This is a genomic window from Gordonia terrae (assembly GCF_051789125.1).
In the GTDB taxonomy this organism is placed as follows: Bacteria; Actinomycetota; Actinomycetes; order Mycobacteriales; family Mycobacteriaceae; genus Gordonia; species Gordonia terrae_A.
The window spans coordinates 2,741,233-2,759,738 of sequence record NZ_CP196526.1 but is presented as its reverse complement, the minus strand read 5'-3'; the positions used below and the strand labels follow the sequence as shown (position 1 = coordinate 2,759,738).

Below are 18,506 nucleotides of genomic sequence, written 5' to 3'. Positions count from 1 at the left end.
ACTTCGTTTCGACACGGCATGCCGACAGCCGAGCTGCGCACGAGCCTGCCCGTCGAAGCGGTGTGGGCAACGATCGTCGATGTACGAACCTGGCCGGAATGGGGCCCTACCGTCTCAGGGGCTCGTTTGGACGGAGGCATCAGGTTGACGTTCGGGGCGCGCGGAACGATCACGACACTTCCGGGGGTGCCCCTGCCCTTCGAGATCACCGAGTTCGTGGAAGGGCGGTCGTGGGCGTGGAAGGTCGCGGGGGTGAACGCGACCCGACACGAGGTCATCCCGGTGGCCGGGGGTTGCATTCTCAGCTTCGGCGCGCCGGTCTGGGCGGCAGCGTATCTGCCTGTACTGGCCATCGCGTTGCCACGCATCGAACGGATCGCGGCTGGGCTACGGGCCTGACGGGGTGGAATACGCGATGATCATCGCCGTGTGCCGTCGCGCGGGGCGGGAGCCCGGATCGCCCCTGGTGGCGATCTACTCGACGCTCGAGGGCGGAGGCGATCACTCCTACTGCGAGTCCGATTCGGGGTGGTACTCGGCGAGGTAGTCCACCAAGTACCTTGCCGGGCGAACGGCCAGCTTCTTCTCCCGGCGCAGGACCGCAATCGCAGCCGTCCGGTTCTGTTCCGGCCGCACCCCGGCGGCAGCCAATACACCGCGTGCCCAGACCCGCGCCGCTTCCGGCGGACTCGCCGACTCCGGTATCGGCACTCCGAATTCTTCGGCCAGAACCGCACGAGGATCGCGTCGGTCTCCCAGTAGGAGGTCGATCAACCTCGACATCGAATGCTCCCGTCCTCTTCCGACCTGATGCCGAGGCCCACGGTACCCGGCGCAGTAGAGATCAGCCCTGCGGAGTCGCACGTGGCCCCGTCGTGACGCAGTCGACATCGGCACCGACGCAACCTCGGCACTGCAGCTGTCGAGACCGCCATCCTTCTCCTGACACCCACCCGGCGATCCCTGTATCCCAGCTGCGGGGTACCCGCGAGCGCTGCCTCGCAGTGGACTGCTGTCACCCCCTCGGTGGCGCGGTGCTCAAGATCGGCCAGTAGATTTCCGTGGCGGAGAACGTTGTCGGGCCTGATTGTGTGTCCCCGATGTAGCGTTCGCGGATCGGTCCCTCGCGGCTGATCAGCCGCTCGTTCGCGTACCTGCCGAGGGCTCCGTAGCTGCGGTCGATACTGCCGTCGTGACCGCCGGAGTGGGTGAGCATCGCATAGTCGGCCTGGGGCAAGATCTCGGCCCGGATGCCGTCCGGGGGAGCCGCGGCCTCCGGCGCAGGAACGAAGAGTGTTGCCTCACCGTATGACTCGAGGAACAGCGCTCGATCATAAAGGCCGCCCGGCACGACTGCGGATGCTGCGCTCGCTGTTGCGGCAACGGCGTCCCGCAGAGTCGTCAGTGTCGTCGAGAACCAGCTGTCGAGCTCCGAGACCTCGAGGGTGGCGCCGATGGACCACACGGCCAGCGCAGGTTCATGCCGCACCGACACGAAGGTGGGAGTGTTTACCGGAGAGAGCAATTCGCGCAGCGCGGCGACGGTGTCACGAGTCTGCTGCAGCTGCACCTCCATCTGTTCGAGATGCGTCGTGATGATCTCGGTGCGAGTCGCTGCGTCGTCTGTGCTCAGGAGCGCTTTGATGTCGGGAATGGACATTCCGAGAGACCGGAACCGGCGGATGATGTGTGCATGATCGACCTGGCCGGTGTCGTAGAAGCGGTAGCCCGTGTGGGGATCGATGTGGGCCGGCTCGAGAATGCCGATGTCGTGGTAGTGCCGTAACGCCTTCCTGCTCAGGCTGGTCATGACTGCGAAGTCACCGATCGAAACCTGTGCGCCCATCGCGCCCTCCTCAGTGATGCGCGCTGTGGTGCGCCGCCCCGCTTGATCGCGTATGGACATCCTCCAGCTTCCCCCTGGGGCAACGTCAACACCGCAGGGTGGATCCGACGCCTGCGCCGCGCCGGGGTTGACCTTCCCCTTGGAGGAAGCCCCACCGTGGGGTCATGACCACAGAATGGGACGACCTCCCGAACACCATCAAGACGTTCATGACCGAACTGGGCGCCCGAGAGGACGGCCGAACGCTCGCCATGTTCACCGCCGATGCCGTCGTGACCGACGACGGTCGCGACTACACAGGTCGCGACGAAATCGGAGCCTGGCTGGCCGCCTCGGTCGGTGAGTACACGTACACATCCGAGTTCACCGGTGCGATCACAACCGCAACGACGATCGACGTCGGACAGCACTTGGAGGGAAACTTCCCCGGCGGAGTCGCGGACTTGCACTACCGCTTCGCGTTGGATGGTTCGCTGATCAGCCGGCTGGTGATCGAGCCATGACGCGGCGATGGTTCATCACCGGAGGAACGCCTGGCGGCTTCGGGGTGGCGTTCGCCGAGGCGGCGCTGGAGACAGGGGATCGAGTGGTACTCACGTCCCGGCGTCCGCAGGAGCTGGCGCCGTGGGCCGAGCAGTACGGTGACCGCGTTCTGGTTGTACCGCTCGATGTCACCGACGCCGACCAAGTGCTGCGTGCGGTGCGCGCAGCCGAGGAGCATTTCGGCGGTATCGACGTGCTGGTCAACAGCGCCGGCCGCGGCTGGTTCGGATCGATCGAGGGCATGGACGAATCTTCGGTCCGCGCGATGTTCGAGCTGAACTTCTTCGCAGTACTGTCCGTCACGCGCGCGGTGTTGCCAGGAATGCGCGCCCGCGGCGACGGGTGGATCGTCAACGTGAGCTCGGTGGCCGGACTCGTCGCGGCGACCGGGTTCGGCTATTACAGCGCGACGAAGTTCGCCATCGAAGCCGTGACGGAGACGCTGCGCGACGAGGTCGCCGCACAGGGCATCTCCGTCCTGGCAGTCGAACCGGGAGCGTTCCGCACGAATGCCTATGCCGGCTTCGCCTCCGAGCCGGTGTCAGAACCGATTTCGGAGTATCACGACATGCTCGAGCAGGTCCGGGCAACGTTTGTCGAAATGGACGGTGTGCAGCCCGGCGATCCTCGCCGCGGTGCTCGTGCGGTGATCGCGGCGATGGACCTGGACCAGCCTCCTCGGCGGCTGGTGCTCGGCAATGCCGGTTTCGACGCCGTCGCCGACACCCTGGAGGCGGCGTCGGCGGATATCCGAGCGAACGAAACACTCTCGCGCGAAGCAGATTTCCCCGAGTAGACGTCAGGGGCTGACACGACCGGCGGCGCGTGTCGCGCCGCCGATCGAAGCTGCTTTCTTTGTTGTGGGCCATAGTTGCAAACATGTCCCAAAGGCCTCTGGTGTTCAGCGCGCGGATCGTCGGTCATGTCATGTGGTGGGTGTTTGTGGTCTCGGCTCTCTTTGCGGGTGGGATCACCTGGTGGCGGGTACACGAGTCGGTCGGTGCTTCGTTCGGAGGCGGCCTCGGAGGGTGGACGATCTACACTCCCTACCTTCCTGTCACCGGTACGGGCTATGTCGACCTGGCTTTTTCGCCTGGCCCGGAGTGGTGGCAGAACCCGGCGGTCTACGCGCTCGCAGCGTTTGTCCTCGTGGTGGTCGCTGCGATCGTCGATGCGTTCGCATCCAGACGTCTAGTCGTCGGAATCATCACCGTGGTAACGCCTTTCGCGGCACTGACCCTGTTTGTCCTGGCCACTCCGGGTGCCATCGACGGCGTGTACCTGCACAGCACCGTCTCGCTGACGCTGGTCCTTGTCGGGGTGGCGATCCGCGAGCTGTGGATGCGTGCCGGCGTACCCCCTTCTTCACGGGTAAGGCGACAAGGCCTCGAGGGGTGAGTGCTGTGTGCTCGATTGAGTGATGCTCGAGATGGGAGCGGTCGAGGTGCAGCAGAACCGCTGCCTGGATCGCCTCGACGGGACCGCCCAGATAAAGCGAACAACAGTTACAACAGCGAAAGCTCAGGTGAGCTGGTCGACTGCTTGCAGATAGTCACTTCCGCCTACGAAGACCGTGCGAGGCACGATATCGGATCGAACGGACTCTTCGGCGATGGCCTCGGCGAACTCCTCGATAGAAGGTAGGCCGGCAGCGTCGCGGCGTTTGCCGACCGCATCGGGGTCACGACGCTCGAGGAGGCGGACGATGATCGTTCCTTCGATCATGTCTCCGGAGACGATCGAGAGGCCGACGCCTGAGCGTGTCAGAGCGGGTATGCGTTCTCGGATTGCGTCTTCGCCGGCGCGTTTGCTGACGGCAACGGGGTAGTAGTCGTCCGGCACCTGGTGTGTTGAAACGAAGTGAGCTTGGTGGCTGGTGACGAATACGACCCTTGCCCCTGGGCGGAGGATCGGGAGTGTGAGTTCGAGGGTGAGTAGCTGCGCGTTGCGATTGATCATCATGGGATAGTCGGAAGCAGCACCGCGCTCGAGGCCCCCGGAGGCGTTCAGTACCAGGCTGTCGAGGTGGCCGAACTGTTCGCCGATGATGTCGATCATGTCCGCGACTGATGTCTGGTTGCTGAGATCCGCACATATTGCGGTTGCGGTTCCTCCGTCTCTTCGAATCTCTTCGACCAGTTGCTCAGCGCGCTTGCGCTTCTCGCGGTAGTTGATGACTACATGGTGACCGTCGCGCGCGAGGGTTCGCGCGACCGCGGCTCCGATACCCCTCGATGCGCCCGTGACGAGGATGTTCGTGGAACTTCTCAACTCCGGCTCCGAATCTGCCTCAGACTTCTGATCTAGAAGTACTTCTGATTTCGAAGCGTGAGTATGATGGTTCGAAATGAGAAGCGCAAGGAGCTCCAGTCGGGAGTCGGACTCACCCGAAGCGGCGATCTACGCCGCTATGGACCTGCTCGGACAACGCTGGGTCTTGCGCGTGGTGTGGGAACTGGAGCCCGGTCCGCTGGGATTCCTGGAGCTTCGCCGACGGATGGGGAACTGCTCATCAAGCGTGCTGGCAGCGCGCCTGAACGTGCTTGCGCAGGCAGGGGTCGTCGCAAAGTTGCCCAACAAGTCCTACGAATTGACCGCGCACCGTGGTGCCGGGCTGGGTGCGGCACTTGAAGGCCTCTGGCAGTGGGCGGACGTTCACGCTGATGCGTTGACAACCAATTCTCGGCGTCACGACGGTGGCGTAGGCGAGAACGCTCGCCGCCGAGACTAGCGCCTGTCACACTCCCAACTTCGCCGTCACCCGGTGACAGAGTCGATGGGATGAGTGCATCCATCGCGCCCGCCAACGAATACGCGGAGCCCGGCGGGGTTCTGTCAGCTGAGGTGCGCCGGCTCATCGATGACATCGGTGAGCTCTCGACGACGACCTCGATCAGTGTGGCGTCCTACGACGCGCGCTACGACCCTGCAGGCATGCTCGCCCGCGAATTGGTCGACCTCGTGACCGCGGCAGTCGCTGCGCAATGACGCTGAATTGTCGTTCGAGCTGGCGAGACCGGCCATGGCGGGTTGAGCGCGGTCGTGTTCGGGTATGAGAGTCGTATGACTGAGAAGAAGACCGACCCGCACACCGAAGAGCTCGGCACGGGACCGGAGGGTGCCAACCCCGACGTACAGTCCGACCCGGCAGAAGGGGAGAAGTCCGGCGACTGGACCGGCGAGGGCGGGGCAACCCAAGACGGCCCCGCCACAGACAACGACTGAAACGAGCGGTCCGGCCGAGTGCCTTGGCGGCCACGCCGGGCGCCGTTCTTCAGCCGACCTTCCGATACTTCTTGTGCATGGCCTGTTTCGAGACCTGAAGTAGGCTCCCGATCTCTGCCCACGAGAGCCCGGCCAAGCGCGCCCGCCGCACTGCGACCTCTTCCTCTCGCGCGATTTGCTGTCGTCGCGTCGCGACCTGGGCGAGTTGCTCGATCGGTGTCATGTCGTCGTCGCTGTCCAGTCCTACCTTCATGCCGACCAGGGTGCCCGCAGTTCCACTGTTCGTCAACATTGGTTGACGAGGCGGGTCACGTACGCATGGTCGGGCGCGGTATGGCCCGGTTCAGCTTCGACGACAGCGCGTTGCCGTTGCCACGGCCGCGGTCGCAGTCGCGATGATGATGACGAATTGACCACCGACGCCCGCCGAGTGCAGGTGTGTCGACCCATTGGTGTTAGTCTCAATAACAACATCAGTAACTTGAGCACCACGATCCGGAGTTACCGAATGCCCGTGCCGAATGGCCGCAGACCCCGCCGACGCCTCGGCACCCGACTCATGCTGACCGCGGCGGCCACCGCCGTCGCCCTCGTCGGCGGATTCGCCCAGGCCGGCGGAGCCCAGGCAGCGGACGCGGACGGATATCCGTACGTGAATCTTGGTGACAGCTACAGCGCAGGCGCATCCGTGTTCCCGCAGGCGACGAGTGCGGCAACCTTCTGCTCGAACTCGTTGGTCAACTACTCCAGCCTCGTCGCCAAGCGACGCGGAACCACTGTCGCTGACGTCAGTTGCGCGGGCGCGACGACCGAGAATCTGACCCAGTCGCAATACCGGTGGCAAGGACCGCAGATCAGCGCGGTAGGTCCGGCCACCCGCTTGGTCACCCTCACGATCGGCGCGAACAACAACGGGCTGTTCAACGACTCGACCTCGGCCTGCCAGCAGGCCTGGCTGTCCGCGCCGTTGTCGGCCACCCCGTGCCGCGACAAGTTCGGCACCTCGTTGGTCGACAAGATCAACTCCTCGACCTACCCCGACCTCGTCAACGCGTTGCGCCGCATCGACAGCGCCGCGCCGCGTGCCCGCGTCCTCCTCGTCGGGTATCCGCAGATCTACCCGGCCGCCGGCACTGCGCTCTGCTCGGCGTCTTTGCTTACGGCGCCCGGAGACACCAAATACCTGCACCGAGTCTTCACCGCCCTCAACGACGCCATGCGCCGCGCCGCCGCAGCCACACACGCAACCTATGTAGGCATGACCAAGGTCTCCGCCGGCCACGACGCCTGCGCGGGCGAGCGGCGATGGGTCGAGCCGACGTTGGGTGCGGTCAGCTTCCCGGCCATGCACGCCAACGCACGCGGCCAGCAGGCAATGGCCGATCAAGTCGTGGCCGCACTGCGCTGATGGCCCACTTCGGCACCTGCCCGTCGCGTGGGGACTACACACGTGACGGTAGGGCGGCACTGGTAGGCCCATTCGTGAGCTTTGGCTGGTAGCACTGCATATTGCAAGGGTCGGTCACCGGCACGACTGTCGCCAAAGTGGCAACACGACCTCCGGCAGGCTGACTGCTCGTCAGCATGGGCAGGCCGCTGTCAGTTCAGGACTGCGGCCAGATCAAGGCGGGCGAGCCGGCTCGCGTCGGAGAGGATGTCGATCGCGGTGATTCGGTCGCCGGCGACGGAGAATCCGATGACCGAGAATGGGGCGCCGTCGACGGTGTTGACCAGTCCCGCACCACCATTGACCACAGCGGGATGAATGGCACACAGGGTGGCCATGCGCTGGAACGTTTCGGCTTGCCCGGCCACTGCGGCCGCGCCGCGGATCACTCGCATCGCTTCGCCGGCGTCGGCCCGCAGCACCACGTCAGGGTCGAGGAGTTGCAGGAGTTCGTCGAAGTCGCCGCCACGGGCGGCGGTGAGGAAGGCATTCACGAGGCGACGTTGACGACGCAGGTCCGGATTCGGTGTCACGCCTTGGACTCGACGGCGCGCTTGGCTGGCCAGCTTCTTCGCTGTCTGCGGGGTGCGGTCGACAATCGGGGCGATCTGCTCGTACGGCAGGGCGAACATGTCATGTAGGACGAAGGCAAGTCGTTCGGCCGGACTGAGCGATTCCAGCACCACCAAGAGCGCCAGCCCCACCGAATCGGCGAGCAGTGCCTCACCTTCGGGGTCAGGAGTGTTCTCGCAGACGATCACTGGGTCGGGCAAGTGCTCGGAGTCGAGGGGTTCCTCGTGGCGGGTCTTGCGTGTCCGCAGCATATCCAGGCAGACCCGGCCCACGACGGTGGTGAGCCAACCGCCGAGGTTGTCGACATCGCCGGTGTTGCTTCGAGCCAACCGCAGCCACGCTTCCTGCACGGCGTCGTCGGCCTCAGTGAGCGAACCAAGTATCCGAAAGGCGACCGCGCGCAAGTGAGCGCGGTGTCCCTCGAATTCCTCGGCCAACAAATGCGCATCGTGCACGAAGTCCTCCTCGATCTCGTCCCGTATCAATGACGAACCGCGCGCGGGAAACGTGACCCCATCCCGCATTCGTCGCCAACTTTCCGGCGTAGCTCGCCGCAAGCACGGCGCGATCGACTCGGACAGACGACGGCCGTATTCGGGCTCTGTGATCCCGGCAAGCCCCCAAAACGCTCTACTTGCTGGTTTTCCGCGCCGCGGTCACGTTTGTTCACCGCCGTCCGTCAATGCACTAGACCGCCGACCGCGCCGGATTCCGGAGCCGAGGTCTTCCCCCTGCGGGAACCACGCAGTTATCAAGAAGGGAATGACACAGTGAGCGCGATCGAAATACACGGTACCGTCGCCGGCGGATACGAGCGGGTGCGCGCCGAGTTCGCCGCCGTCGTTGCCGAGGAGGGCGGGGAATCAGGCGCTCAGCTCGCCGCATTCGTGCATGGCCGGCAGGTGGTGGACCTGTGGGCCGGGCCGGAGGTGTCGGGTACCACCCTGACGGGTCTGCACTCAACGACCAAGGGGGCCGCGGGCCTGGTGGTGGCACTCCTGATTCAGGACGAGAGCCTCGATGTCGATAAACCGGTCGCCCACTACTGGCCACGGTTCGCCACAGCGGGCAAAGGGAACATCACCGCTCGCGACGTGTTGGTGCACCGGTCCGGGATCGTCGGGGTCGACGGTGGCTTCACCGTCGAGGAACTCTCCGACGAACGAGTCATTGCCGAGCGGCTGGTGGGCCAACGGCCCTTCTTCGAACCGGGGACGGTACACGGTTACGGCGGGTTCGTCACCTACGCCATCCTCGGCGAGGTGGTGCGGGCCATCACCGGCAGCACCATTCAGGAGCACTTCGAGCACCGGATCCGAGCCCCCTTCGAACTCGACGTCTACCTGGGACTGCCCGCTGAACTCGATCACCGCTATCTGCCGATACAGCCATGGCGGGCCACGCCGGAGATGGAAGCGGCTTTCGCCTCCAACTCACCCAACCCGCATGGCATCGCCGGTATCTCATACAACCTCAATGCTCGCGGCTTCACCGCCGCCGACGTCATGGAACTGCCCAACAACACGGCAGTACGCCGCCTAGGCCAGGGCTCGGCCGGTGGCGTCGGCAGCGCCCGCGGCGTTGCAGCCATGTATGCCGCGGCCACCACCGGCATCGAGCATCGGAAAGCGCTTCTGTCAGCGGAAACCATCGCCACACTTTCAGCGATCCACTCGGTCGGTCCCGATCTGGTGCGCGGGGAGCGCGCCCCCTACACGCTGGGTTTCGAAGCGAAGAGCCTGCTGCATCCGTTCCTCGGCGCACACGCCTTCGGACACACCGGTTCCGCCGGGTCGGACGGATTCGCCGACCCACATAGCGGCCTTACCTACGGTTACACCCGCCGCCGCGCTGCCTTCGCGTTCAGCGCCCCCGAAAACGCGCGGCTTGCCGCCGCCCTGCACCACGCCGCGACCAGAACCGGCGTCACCTCCGCGGCCTGACCACTCCCGAGTCAACAAGTTTCCAGGAGCAACAAATATGTCCTCTCATGCTATTTCGATGATGTCCCGCGGCCTCAGACTCGCCCGCTGGGTCCCTGTAAGCGCCGTCCTTGTCGAGACCGCGGTCGGGGCCTACTGGGACCTCGCGCGGGTCTCTTACGTTCGCGATTCGTTCAACCACCTCGGCTACCCCATGTACTTCGCCACCATCCTGGGCGTCGCCAAAGCCGCCGCAATCGCCGCAATCCTGACTCCTGGTCACCCGCAGACGAAGGAATGGGCCTACGCCGGACTGGTTTTCGTCTACGGCGGCGCCGCCACCTCACACATGACCGTCGGCGACGGCCCCGATAAGTGGGCGACACCCCTGTTCTTTGCCGCCGCCACATTCGCCACCCGAGCATGGCTGCCGCACGGGGGATCGACCGCCGCAGCCATGCCTGTGATCGGCGCCCGGCTTCGGACTCAACACGTCTGATCGTCCGAAAACCCACCGCAATTCACCACAGAGAAAAGGAAACCCACACCATGACCGCGAACTCCACAACCCAGCAGCGCGAAGGCTCTCGGATGCCCAACCCGCAGGAGCTAGTCCCCGAACTCGGCGACATCGGCGCGGCGCTGTTCAGAGCCACCGGCACCGGAGCGGTTCCACATGCCACCATCGGCCTGGTGCAGTTGCGGGCCGGCCAGATCGTCGGCAGCACCTACCTGGCTATCCTGCACACCGCCAACCTGCGCGCCGCCGGAGAAACCGAAGAACGGATTGCCGCCGTCGCGACCTGGCGCGACGCCCCCTACTTCACCGACCCCGAACGTGTCGCGCTGGCGTTGGTAGAAGCTGTTCAGCAGCCGGCCACACAGGGTGAGCGGGTGCCCGACAGTCTCTACGACCTGGCAGCGAAGCACTACGACGACAAGGCCCTGGCCACTCTCGCCATGGCAATCGGCCAGGTGAACTTCTTTGTCCCGCTTGCTTTGATCGGACAGCCGATGCCCGGCCGGTCCCCGGACAAACAATGGACCCCAGTGTCGGCCTGACCGGTCCAAAGAGCGGCAACATCGAGCTGCAGATCACAGAGTTCTGCTGAGCCCGTTCCTGATCCGACCAGACGCATGGTCGGGGGAGTCGGGCCGGGCCGCCGTCGTGGCGACCCGGCCCGCTTCGGTTAGGGGCCCAGCGGCCCATGTTGAGTGTGCTTCGGGTTACGGCCTCGCGCAGTCACATCTGCAAGCGCGATGACGTGGGGCTTCGCCATCTGCCGAAATTCTCGATCGGGTCTCTAAAGCCTTCGGTGGCAGCGGTATTCGTAGCGACATTGGCCGTTGACAGTGGCGCAAGAAGGAGCGGTCACGATGATGCAGATACAGATGCGGTGCTCTGCTGGTAGCCCCATGCATGTTCGGTGTCGGAATATCGGAGCAGGGAACGGAACACTGTGCGAACCGGGCCCGGCACTACGAGAAGCCCTTCCTGCGATCGCATTTGCAAGTGGGGGATCAGGGTCTGTCTCAGGCGATCGGGGGTGACGGCATCGCCCTTATCGTCGACAGTCACCGACCTGCGGAACGATGCGACCTCCGTCTTGATGCCGCGCACCAAGACAGCCGGCCCCCGATCTCTCAGAGGCGAGCGGCCCCGAGTGCCTGTCCGGCCTTGCGAGCGAGTTGCTCGGCTTCGCTACGGAGTGTTGCGGCGGGGTCGGAGAACTCGTCCAACGCAGGGTTCTCGCCAACGAGGGTGAATGCGGTCTCGACGACCTCGAGCTCCAGGCTCCAGACATCGGCGAGGATGCGACGCATCCAGTCGGTCGCGTGGTCCCAGCCCTCGCGAGGCGTCCCGGCCGCATAGTTGCCGCCTTGGACCGTCACGAGCACGGCGGGCCTGCCCGCGAGAACCGGAGCGGCGACCGGACTGAAGCGAGGGTCGGTGATGACCGTGTCGACCCAGGTCTTGAAATGTTGGGACACCCCGAAGTTGTACAGCGGCACGGCGAACAGGAGAGCGTCGGCGGCGATCAGCTCATCAGCGAGTTCGGCCGCGACACCTAGCGCGTCACGTTGCTCGGGTGACCGCTGATCCTCGGGGGTATTGCCGGCGAAGGCAGCTGTTGCCCAGGTCGACGAGGGGATCGGGTCGGTGCCGACGTGGCGCCGGATGATCCGATCGTCGGGATGCCCCGACTTCCACTCTCCTTCGACGATGTCGGCTATCGCGCGGCTGTGTGATCCCTCGACTCGGATGCTGGCGTCGAGACGGAACAGGGTCATGTGGTTCTCCTTGAGTAGGCGCGAACTTGAACGTGCAAGTTGAACCATACGCGCCGATATTGAATATTCAAGTTGGCTAGCATGGCTGGGTGACCTACACCCCGGATGCGCACGATGATGTGTGGCTTTCTCACGATCAGCAGCGCGACTGGGCATCCCTCGTCGCAGTGTTGATGACCCTGCCCGGAAAGCTCGACGCGCAGTTGAAGCAGGTTGGCGGAATCAACTTCTATGAGTACAGCGTGATGGTGTCTTTGTCGGAAGCTCCCGGGCGCGTCAGCGTGATGAGTGATCTGGCCATGGAGGCGAAGGGGTCATTGTCCCGGCTGTCGCACGCCGTCTCACGTCTCGAGGCTGCCGGGTGGGTGGAGCGCCGGGCGTGCGGTGGCGCCGGCCGACGAACCGAAGTACTCATGACCGAGACGGGTTGGCGGGAGCTCCAGCGTATTGCGCCCACGCACGTCGAAGAGGTGCGGCGGCTCGTCGTCGACGCCATGGACGCCGCTCAGCTCGAACAGCTGGGGTCGGCCGCCCGCCTGATCGTTGCAGCAGCCGATCCTGCCCTCGCCGAAACCCTGGCGTCAACGACTGGTCGAACCGACAAGACCCAGGGTTGAAACGCCGACTCGCAATGTCAGCCACGGGCGAACGGGTAGGCCTCTGCGGCGTTCGTCGTCCGAAGTCGTTGCCTGGGAGGCGCATCTAAGCGCCATCAGTAACCCGTGCAGTAGTACCTGACACAAGATCCGCGTGAATGACGCCGGGGGAGAGACGGGTTCGCGGTTGGAGGATGCAAGATCCCTTGGTCACGAAACTGAGGGTGTTCCGACGGTGATGTCGGTGCAGGGCTGAGCGATTGGTGCGATCTGCTCCGAATTCTTGTCGGTCGCAGGGAAATGTCGGCACGCGGGTTCGTCTTCAACCGGGTCCGACCGTCGCCTGCGAGTGAACGGTGCAGCGTCGCTCACGTGCGCAGAGATGCCCAGCAGCCTGCTCAGTCGGGCAGCGGCACGTTCTGCAGGCGGAGTTGGCCGCGGGCGAGGGCTTTGCCACGCGTTTCGTCGGTGATCGTGACCAGCCACAGTTGCTGTGTCCGCCCCTGTTGTATGGGCTCAGCCAGGACCCGCGCCCGTCCGCCTGTACTCGAACGCAGAAAGTCGGTGCTGTTGTGCAGTCCGACAGCGAACTGTCCCTTGTCGCGAACGGCGGCACTCGCGCCGATGCTGCCCGCGGATTCGACGATGGTTGCATACACACCGCCGTGCACTACGCCCCAGGGCGTCAGATGGTCTGCCCCGAGCTCGACGTACCCGGACACCTGAGCTCCCGACTGCTCTTCGATCACGAACCCCGTCGCCTGCAGAAACGCACTCATGTCGTTCAGGTTGGTGCTCAGCGGATTTCCCATCCCCTAACTATAGGAAACCGTAGTCAGAAGGGCAAATGAGATGTGGAGGCGGCCGACAACTAACGCATCTGGTGGGGCTAGGTATCCGAACCGCGCACTACCCGACCGCAGGTGGGACGTGATCAGCGTTCATTCCTGGCTGTGCCATCCGTCGACGATCAGATCCGCATGGTCTGGTGTTCGATCGTCGGCGAAGTGGGCATCCTCAGCAGCCATCCACTGCTCCCACAACGGCAGAGCTTCGACCCCGTCGCGGTCCAGCCCCCGCGCGAGCCGCGTATCGCGCGGGGTTTCCACCCAGATCGACAGCGACAGACGATCACGTACAGCCTCGCGCGCAGACGACACGCCTTCCAGGATCAGCACATCCGGGCCTGCTATCTCGTGCCATTCCGCCAAGGCGCGCGTGTTCCAGTCATAGCGCTGGTACCGGGCGGGACGGTCCTGGCCGAGCGATTCCAGAACCTGCCTTTCCAGCCTGGGCCACCAGTCGATCTGGTTGTCCCAGGATGCAAAGTCATCGGTGTGGAGCAGCTCAGCACAGCATGCTACGGCGAGACGTTCCGCCAGAGTCGATTTTCCTGCGCCGCCCGGCCCGTCTACAGCGACCAGTCGGGTAGATCCCAACCGGGGCACGCTCTCGGCTACCTTGACCGCGATTTCCTCGATCAGCACAAGCTCCATTCTGGCCTGACCTTCGCTGAGAGAACGCCGCTGGGACGTCGGTGAGTAGTCGCGGTCCCGGTCGTGGTGCGTTCATGCGATAGGTCATTCAAGACTTGATGCATCACGCGGCGGAACCGACGGTGGTTAGCACGACAAGCGGGATGGGGCGGTCAACCTTGGACTGGAAGTCTGCCAGCAGTGGGTTGTTGGCCAGCACCCAGGCGGCGAACTCGTCATAGTCCGCGCCTTCGAGCACCTTGCCGGTGCCCTCGTACGTTTTATCCTGAAATTCGATGGTGACCTGCGGATTCGCCTTGATGTTGTACCACCATGCCGGGTACTTGTCCTCGATGAACGAGCTCACGTACATGGTGTCGTCCCGGTAGCAGGGTCCCAGTGGAGTCGTGTGCGGCTTTCCGCTCTTGGCTCCGGTGGTGGTGAGAAGGATGAGGTCGACGCCAGAGTAAGCGCCGCCCACCTTGCCCATGTTCTCCCGGAACTCCTTGATCACATCATCGTTCCAGTTGGCGATGCCGCCCTCTTGGTCCCATGCCTGGTTCCACGGCGCGTTCGGATCGTTGTAGTCGGTGATACTGGTCTGATCGGGCTGCCCTGCAGTCGATTCGGTTTCACTCATGATTCGAGTGTGTCGCGGAGTTAGGACAGGTACGGTCCCAAATCGATCGACGTGAGAACCTGTGACGTCGACGCTTCTAGGGGACAGGCGACGAGTTCCACCCCCGGCCATCTCGTTCTCGAGACACTTGAGGAGATCGGCCCCGTAGAAGATGACATCGGTCTGCCAGACAGAGAACACCCGCGACCCAGATGGTGACGGAGCTGCAGGCGTCATTCGATAGGCGAAGATGCCTTCACCGTCACCCTCCAAGGACGGCGATTCCAATGAGATTCGAAAGCTGGCAGGCGTTCGTGCAGCATCGACGCCTTTGCCACCGCCGCCGGAATCAGGACCTCAAACCCTGCAACGCCGAGTACCCGAGAGCGGCCAGATAATGGTCGCTGGTCAGCGAATCCGGGTCAGCCCAACACACGCCGGGACGATCCGCTGGTTGGAAGCGTGGGGCAAACCGCCCGTTTAGACTTGATCAGCGCCCCTTTGCGCGGGCGCAGGCGCGGAGCCAGCTCGACTCGGGCCTAACACATGTTGTGTTGCGGTTACACCAAAGGTGTGACCTGCTCCTTCACGTTCAACAGCGACCGTCCGTAGATCTCGGCCGCTATCGACGGATTGACAACCGCGTGCCTCGAGCCAGCTTCGAGGTCGCGCCATTTCTGCTGGAGCATGTTGAACTCGGCAAACGATCCGGCGCCCTGAACAGTGAGCAGGAGGTCCATCGCGGCGCGAGCTCGAGTGGCTACTACCCCGACGTCCATGCGCACTCGGGCTCGAGTCTGAAAGTCCATGTACTCGCCGCTGGCCGCGGCCGCGTCGATGTCGGCGGCGGCGCGCGCCATGTGGAGCTGCGCGGTGTCGATCAGTGAGGCCGCTTCGGCGATGTTGATCTGCGTCGAACCTGCGTCCACGGCACGGTCATAGAACGTGTACGAGATGCCACGCCCCTTTGCGAGGGATGCGAGGACCAGTTCAAGGGCTCCCTGAGCCAGACCGAGCTGTGGTCCGACCAGTATCAGCGACACAACCGGTACGAACGCCGAGCGGTAGAGCGTCTCGTCGGTATGCGGGGTCGCGGACTGCCCCTCTACTGCCTGCGGCAGAGACAGAATGCGATGTGCCGGCACGAACACGTCCTCGGCGACGATGGTGTTGCTCCCGGTGCCTTTCATCCCGACCACATACCTGGTGTCTTCGATGGCCAATTCGCTCATCGGTACGAGCGCAAGGCCCTGGTCGATCTGCGCGCCCGTCTCGTCGACGATCGGAACGCCGAGCAGTGCCCACTGGCCGCAACGACCCGGACGCAAAGCCCCACCTTCCGGTCACGACAGGACCACCATCGACGGCCCGCGTGGTTGATGTCGGGGCAAATACCCCGCACACCCGCGTATCGGGGTCAGAACCGAACACATCGTTCTGGGCCTCGTCGGGGAACAGGCCAATCAGCCAGTGGCACACGTTGATCAGACTCGCAACCCAAGCCGTCGATCCGCAGGCTCGCCCCAGCGTCGAGGTGACCTGTAGATGCGTGGTGAAATCGGCCTCGTGCCCACCGAGCCGCTTGGGCACGGCGATCTAGAACAGACCGGCATCGCTCAAAGCCTCAATGTTCGCCTCGGCAACTCGGCGGTCCTTCTCTGTCTGCACAGCGTTACTCGCCAACAAATCAAGCAACGCTTCTGCACGATTCGGAAGTGAAGTCGCGTCACGGTCGACGCTAGATTCGGATGCTACAGCCGTCATCGATTCGTCCTCTCCTGAGATGTCATCCGCGTCGCGCCGCAGCGTCACCGGCCCTTCCGCACGCTTCGACCCGTCTGCCCACGCCTCCTCGGTCCGCGCAGCCGCCGACGAACTCGGTAACGTTCTCACCAGGCGACAACGGTCCACCGCCGATTCGTGACTGGCGAAGGCAAACAGCGCATCTGCAGCACAAGGAGATCTAATGACATCACGCGACGCCGCCGCGGTAGTACGGGAACAACGGACGATCACTTTGACCGGGGCCCTCGCAGTGCTCGATGCCGCCCTGGCAAAGTCCGAAGAAATCGGTGCACGCGTCGCGGTAGCCGTCGTTGACACCGGCGGTCATCAGATCGCGAGCGCACGTCAGGACGGTGCCCTGCAAGTCGGGGTCGATCTCGCAACCCGAAAGGCGTTCACAGCGGCGGTCATGTCGGTGTCGACGAAGGTCATGTGGGAAGTGTGTGCTGCCGATCCGATGTTGGTCACCGGTCTGGCCGGCGACGAGTCCCTGCTCATCCTCGCAGGTGGCCACCCCATCGTCGACGGTTCCGATGTGGTGGGCGCCGTTGGGGTGAGTGGGGGATTTGGTGACCAGGACGTCGCCATCGCCGAACACGGGGCGGCCGCGCTGAAAGGCGATCGGTGAAGTGAGCGTGATCGAGCGTGTTCCCGATCCGTCGGCGCGGGCCCAAATCCTCACGGCGGGTCTAGAACTGATGGGCACACAAGGCTACTCGGCGACATCGGTGGCCCAGATCTGTACTAAATCGGGCACAAAGAACGGGTCGCTCTACCACTACTTCGGCAGCAAAGCAGGTCTGCTGGCAGAGATCCTCGATCGTGGGTCTCTCCGAGTGGTGGAGGGCATTGAACGTGGCCGTCGGACTCATGGGACAGACACCATCGAGAACCTGTTCCTCGGTGCCGCTGACGCGATCATCGACGAGATCCTCTACTACCGGTTGACCCTCTTTGTGATCTTGGAGCATCCGGAGGAGGCAGATGTGGTGGCCACCGTGGACCGCTTCCGTGTCGAGGTCGACACGGCCATCGCGGCGATGATCGAACCGTTCGCGGTCGCGCTCGGCGCCGATAACCCCACCGCTGCGTCTCGAGAGGCCGCCGAATTCACAATCCACCTGACGCGCGGAGCGGCCATCTCCGAGCGGTTTTCCGCTGAGGCGTTCCGCTCGGCGATGCTACGCAGTGCGCAATTGGTCAAGCTCTATCTCGAACAACACCACTACTGAGGTGGTTCGTGCGGCCGAGACAGTGCGGTCATGGACCGATGGGGCGGCCCGCTGCGCGATGTGTCATCACGCACCGGGCCGCTGGCAATCTCATCCTGAGATCGTCAGGACTTCAACACATCTGCTTCCTGTCCGCGACGTTCGGCAACGGCACCAATGATGCCCATGCCGCCGCAGACGTCGAGCACCGTTCCCGTTGCGGTGGTGCCGAACTCGCGCGAGGCCAGTAGCGCGTATGCGCCCGAGTACTCCGATGGACTCGGCCCCCGTTGCAACGGAGTATTGGCGGCGAGGATGTCGTCGACGGGCATGGAGTTCCACGCCGTCTGATCGAGTCCCAGTGACTGTGGCCCCCGCAGGTCGGTGGCCATGCCGCCAGGTGCGACACCGTTGACCCGCACATCGGGTGCGAGCTCGTAGGCGAGCTGCTTGACCAGCCCGACACCTGCATGCTTGGACGACACGTACAAGGTGCCGCCGCCGCCTGGGAACAGAGCAGCGTTCGACAACGAGACCAAGAACGAGCCGTTCGAGGCGCGCAACGCAGCTAGTGCAGCCCGTGCACCCAGCATCGGGGCTTTGACGTTGAGCGAGAACATCTCATCGAACGCAGACGAGATCTGTTCGGCCGACATCTCTTCGAACGGTCGTGCAAAGTCCCACAGGCCTGCATTGGCGATGAAGGAATCCAGCCGACCGAAGAGCCGTTCGGCGAACTCGACCGCCGCGACGTTGTCGGTGTAGACGGTGGCGTCACCCTCTACGACCCCGACACGGGCGGGATCGTAGGACGAGCGCAGGTCGGCGCACTTCGCCGGCGAGCGTTCAAGAATGACGACGTTCGCGCCCTCACGGACAAAGGTGTCCACGATCGATCGACCGAGACCGGAACCGGCGCCGGTGATCACGGCCACCTGTTCGTTCAACCACGACATGGGTCTGCCTTTCCGG

The 18,506-nt window shown here is 64.2% G+C and carries 26 protein-coding genes; 15 read left to right on the top strand and 11 right to left on the bottom strand.

Going from position 1 to position 18,506, the window contains the following annotated elements:
• The first annotated feature begins 18 nt into the window (after positions 1-18).
• A complete protein-coding gene (locus tag ACSUZC_RS12595; protein ID WP_439028889.1) occupies positions 19-399 on the top strand; it encodes an SRPBCC family protein in 381 nt (126 codons plus the stop codon).
• Positions 400-507: 108 nt separating this feature from the next.
• Here ACSUZC_RS12595 and ACSUZC_RS12590 read toward each other — a convergent pair whose 3' ends face one another.
• A complete protein-coding gene (locus ACSUZC_RS12590; protein WP_439028888.1) occupies positions 508-783 on the bottom strand; it encodes a hypothetical protein in 276 nt (91 codons plus the stop codon).
• A gap of 232 nt (positions 784-1,015) precedes the next feature.
• Positions 1,016-1,846, bottom strand: a complete 831-nt coding sequence (locus ACSUZC_RS12585) for a MerR family transcriptional regulator (RefSeq protein WP_439028887.1) — start codon at positions 1,844-1,846, stop codon at positions 1,016-1,018.
• A gap of 164 nt (positions 1,847-2,010) precedes the next feature.
• Here ACSUZC_RS12585 and ACSUZC_RS12580 point away from each other — a divergent pair, with 164 nt between their 5' ends.
• From ACSUZC_RS12580 to ACSUZC_RS12570, 3 genes are all read left to right on the top strand, one after another.
• The gene (locus tag ACSUZC_RS12580) at positions 2,011-2,349 is read left to right on the top strand and encodes a nuclear transport factor 2 family protein (RefSeq protein ID WP_439028886.1); all 339 of its coding nucleotides are present in this window, start codon (positions 2,011-2,013) and stop codon (positions 2,347-2,349) included.
• On the top strand, positions 2,346-3,185 hold the full coding sequence (locus tag ACSUZC_RS12575; protein ID WP_439028885.1) for an oxidoreductase: 840 nt from the start codon (positions 2,346-2,348) through the stop codon (positions 3,183-3,185). The genes ACSUZC_RS12580 and ACSUZC_RS12575 overlap by 4 nt, the downstream gene beginning before the upstream one ends.
• 101 nt (positions 3,186-3,286) lie before the next feature.
• Entirely contained in the window at positions 3,287-3,787 is a 501-nt protein-coding gene (locus tag ACSUZC_RS12570) for a hypothetical protein (protein ID WP_439028884.1), read from the top strand.
• 123 nt (positions 3,788-3,910) lie between these two features.
• On the opposite strand, the gene ACSUZC_RS12565 is transcribed toward ACSUZC_RS12570, so the two are convergent.
• On the bottom strand, positions 3,911-4,660 hold the full coding sequence (locus tag ACSUZC_RS12565; RefSeq protein ID WP_439028883.1) for an SDR family oxidoreductase: 750 nt from the start codon (positions 4,658-4,660) through the stop codon (positions 3,911-3,913).
• 76 nt (positions 4,661-4,736) lie between these two features.
• On the opposite strand from ACSUZC_RS12565, the gene ACSUZC_RS12560 reads away from it, so the two are divergent.
• From ACSUZC_RS12560 to ACSUZC_RS12550, 3 genes are all read left to right on the top strand, one after another.
• Positions 4,737-5,120, top strand: a complete 384-nt coding sequence (locus tag ACSUZC_RS12560) for a winged helix-turn-helix transcriptional regulator (protein ID WP_439028882.1) — start codon at positions 4,737-4,739, stop codon at positions 5,118-5,120.
• Between the two features lie 50 nt (positions 5,121-5,170).
• Complete coding sequence (locus ACSUZC_RS12555) at positions 5,171-5,377, top strand: hypothetical protein (RefSeq protein WP_439028881.1); 207 nt, start codon at positions 5,171-5,173, stop codon at positions 5,375-5,377.
• Positions 5,378-5,452: 75 nt separating this feature from the next.
• Positions 5,453-5,614: a hypothetical protein gene (locus ACSUZC_RS12550; protein ID WP_439028880.1), complete on the top strand. Its 162-nt coding sequence runs from the start codon at positions 5,453-5,455 to the stop codon at positions 5,612-5,614.
• A gap of 49 nt (positions 5,615-5,663) precedes the next feature.
• Here ACSUZC_RS12550 and ACSUZC_RS12545 read toward each other — a convergent pair whose 3' ends face one another.
• Entirely contained in the window at positions 5,664-5,867 is a 204-nt protein-coding gene (locus ACSUZC_RS12545; protein WP_439028879.1) for a hypothetical protein, read from the bottom strand.
• A 255-nt stretch (positions 5,868-6,122) separates the two neighbouring features.
• Between ACSUZC_RS12545 and ACSUZC_RS12540 the strand changes: the two genes are divergently transcribed.
• A complete protein-coding gene (locus ACSUZC_RS12540; protein WP_439028878.1) occupies positions 6,123-7,022 on the top strand; it encodes an SGNH/GDSL hydrolase family protein in 900 nt (299 codons plus the stop codon).
• Between the two features lie 191 nt (positions 7,023-7,213).
• On the opposite strand, the gene ACSUZC_RS12535 is transcribed toward ACSUZC_RS12540, so the two are convergent.
• Positions 7,214-8,089 (bottom strand): sigma-70 family RNA polymerase sigma factor, encoded by an 876-nt coding sequence (locus ACSUZC_RS12535; RefSeq protein WP_439028877.1) that lies wholly within the window; start codon positions 8,087-8,089, stop codon positions 7,214-7,216.
• A 207-nt stretch (positions 8,090-8,296) separates the two neighbouring features.
• Between ACSUZC_RS12535 and ACSUZC_RS12530 the strand changes: the two genes are divergently transcribed.
• From ACSUZC_RS12530 to ACSUZC_RS12520, 3 genes are read left to right on the top strand one after another with little or no spacing between them, the layout of a single operon-like run.
• Positions 8,297-9,577 carry a serine hydrolase domain-containing protein gene (locus ACSUZC_RS12530; RefSeq protein WP_439028876.1) on the top strand — a complete coding sequence of 427 codons (1,281 nt, stop codon included), beginning with the start codon at positions 8,297-8,299 and terminating at the stop codon, positions 9,575-9,577.
• A gap of 37 nt (positions 9,578-9,614) precedes the next feature.
• Positions 9,615-10,055, top strand: a complete 441-nt coding sequence (locus ACSUZC_RS12525) for a DoxX family protein (protein WP_439028875.1) — start codon at positions 9,615-9,617, stop codon at positions 10,053-10,055.
• 50 nt (positions 10,056-10,105) lie between these two features.
• Entirely contained in the window at positions 10,106-10,618 is a 513-nt protein-coding gene (locus tag ACSUZC_RS12520) for a carboxymuconolactone decarboxylase family protein (RefSeq protein ID WP_439028874.1), read from the top strand.
• 582 nt (positions 10,619-11,200) lie between these two features.
• Here ACSUZC_RS12520 and ACSUZC_RS12515 read toward each other — a convergent pair.
• On the bottom strand, positions 11,201-11,848 hold the full coding sequence (locus ACSUZC_RS12515; protein WP_439028873.1) for an FMN-dependent NADH-azoreductase: 648 nt from the start codon (positions 11,846-11,848) through the stop codon (positions 11,201-11,203).
• An 89-nt stretch (positions 11,849-11,937) separates the two neighbouring features.
• Here ACSUZC_RS12515 and ACSUZC_RS12510 point away from each other — a divergent pair, with 89 nt between their 5' ends.
• The gene (locus ACSUZC_RS12510) at positions 11,938-12,465 is read left to right on the top strand and encodes a MarR family winged helix-turn-helix transcriptional regulator (RefSeq protein WP_439028872.1); all 528 of its coding nucleotides are present in this window, start codon (positions 11,938-11,940) and stop codon (positions 12,463-12,465) included.
• A gap of 377 nt (positions 12,466-12,842) precedes the next feature.
• Here the strand turns inward: ACSUZC_RS12510 and ACSUZC_RS12505 are convergent, their stop codons facing one another.
• From ACSUZC_RS12505 to ACSUZC_RS12490, 4 genes are all read right to left on the bottom strand, one after another.
• Positions 12,843-13,256, bottom strand: a complete 414-nt coding sequence (locus ACSUZC_RS12505) for a PaaI family thioesterase (RefSeq protein ID WP_439028871.1) — start codon at positions 13,254-13,256, stop codon at positions 12,843-12,845.
• A gap of 129 nt (positions 13,257-13,385) precedes the next feature.
• Positions 13,386-13,940, bottom strand: a complete 555-nt coding sequence (locus ACSUZC_RS12500) for a uridine kinase family protein (RefSeq protein WP_439028870.1) — start codon at positions 13,938-13,940, stop codon at positions 13,386-13,388.
• A gap of 103 nt (positions 13,941-14,043) precedes the next feature.
• Positions 14,044-14,559: a nitroreductase/quinone reductase family protein gene (locus ACSUZC_RS12495; protein WP_439028869.1), complete on the bottom strand. Its 516-nt coding sequence runs from the start codon at positions 14,557-14,559 to the stop codon at positions 14,044-14,046.
• A gap of 539 nt (positions 14,560-15,098) precedes the next feature.
• On the bottom strand, positions 15,099-15,866 hold the full coding sequence (locus tag ACSUZC_RS12490; RefSeq protein ID WP_439028868.1) for a hypothetical protein: 768 nt from the start codon (positions 15,864-15,866) through the stop codon (positions 15,099-15,101).
• A 217-nt stretch (positions 15,867-16,083) separates the two neighbouring features.
• On the opposite strand from ACSUZC_RS12490, the gene ACSUZC_RS12485 reads away from it, so the two are divergent.
• From ACSUZC_RS12485 to ACSUZC_RS12475, 3 genes are all read left to right on the top strand, one after another.
• On the top strand, positions 16,084-16,257 hold the full coding sequence (locus ACSUZC_RS12485) for a hypothetical protein (protein ID WP_439028867.1): 174 nt from the start codon (positions 16,084-16,086) through the stop codon (positions 16,255-16,257).
• Between the two features lie 247 nt (positions 16,258-16,504).
• On the top strand, positions 16,505-16,951 hold the full coding sequence (locus tag ACSUZC_RS12480; protein WP_439028866.1) for a GlcG/HbpS family heme-binding protein: 447 nt from the start codon (positions 16,505-16,507) through the stop codon (positions 16,949-16,951).
• Between the two features lies 1 nt (position 16,952).
• Complete coding sequence (locus tag ACSUZC_RS12475) at positions 16,953-17,555, top strand: TetR/AcrR family transcriptional regulator (RefSeq protein WP_439028865.1); 603 nt, start codon at positions 16,953-16,955, stop codon at positions 17,553-17,555.
• A 104-nt stretch (positions 17,556-17,659) separates the two neighbouring features.
• Here the strand turns inward: ACSUZC_RS12475 and hcaB are convergent, their stop codons facing one another.
• The gene (hcaB, locus tag ACSUZC_RS12470) at positions 17,660-18,490 is read right to left on the bottom strand and encodes a 3-(cis-5,6-dihydroxycyclohexa-1,3-dien-1-yl)propanoate dehydrogenase (RefSeq protein ID WP_439028864.1); all 831 of its coding nucleotides are present in this window, start codon (positions 18,488-18,490) and stop codon (positions 17,660-17,662) included.
• Positions 18,491-18,506 lie beyond the last annotated feature (16 nt).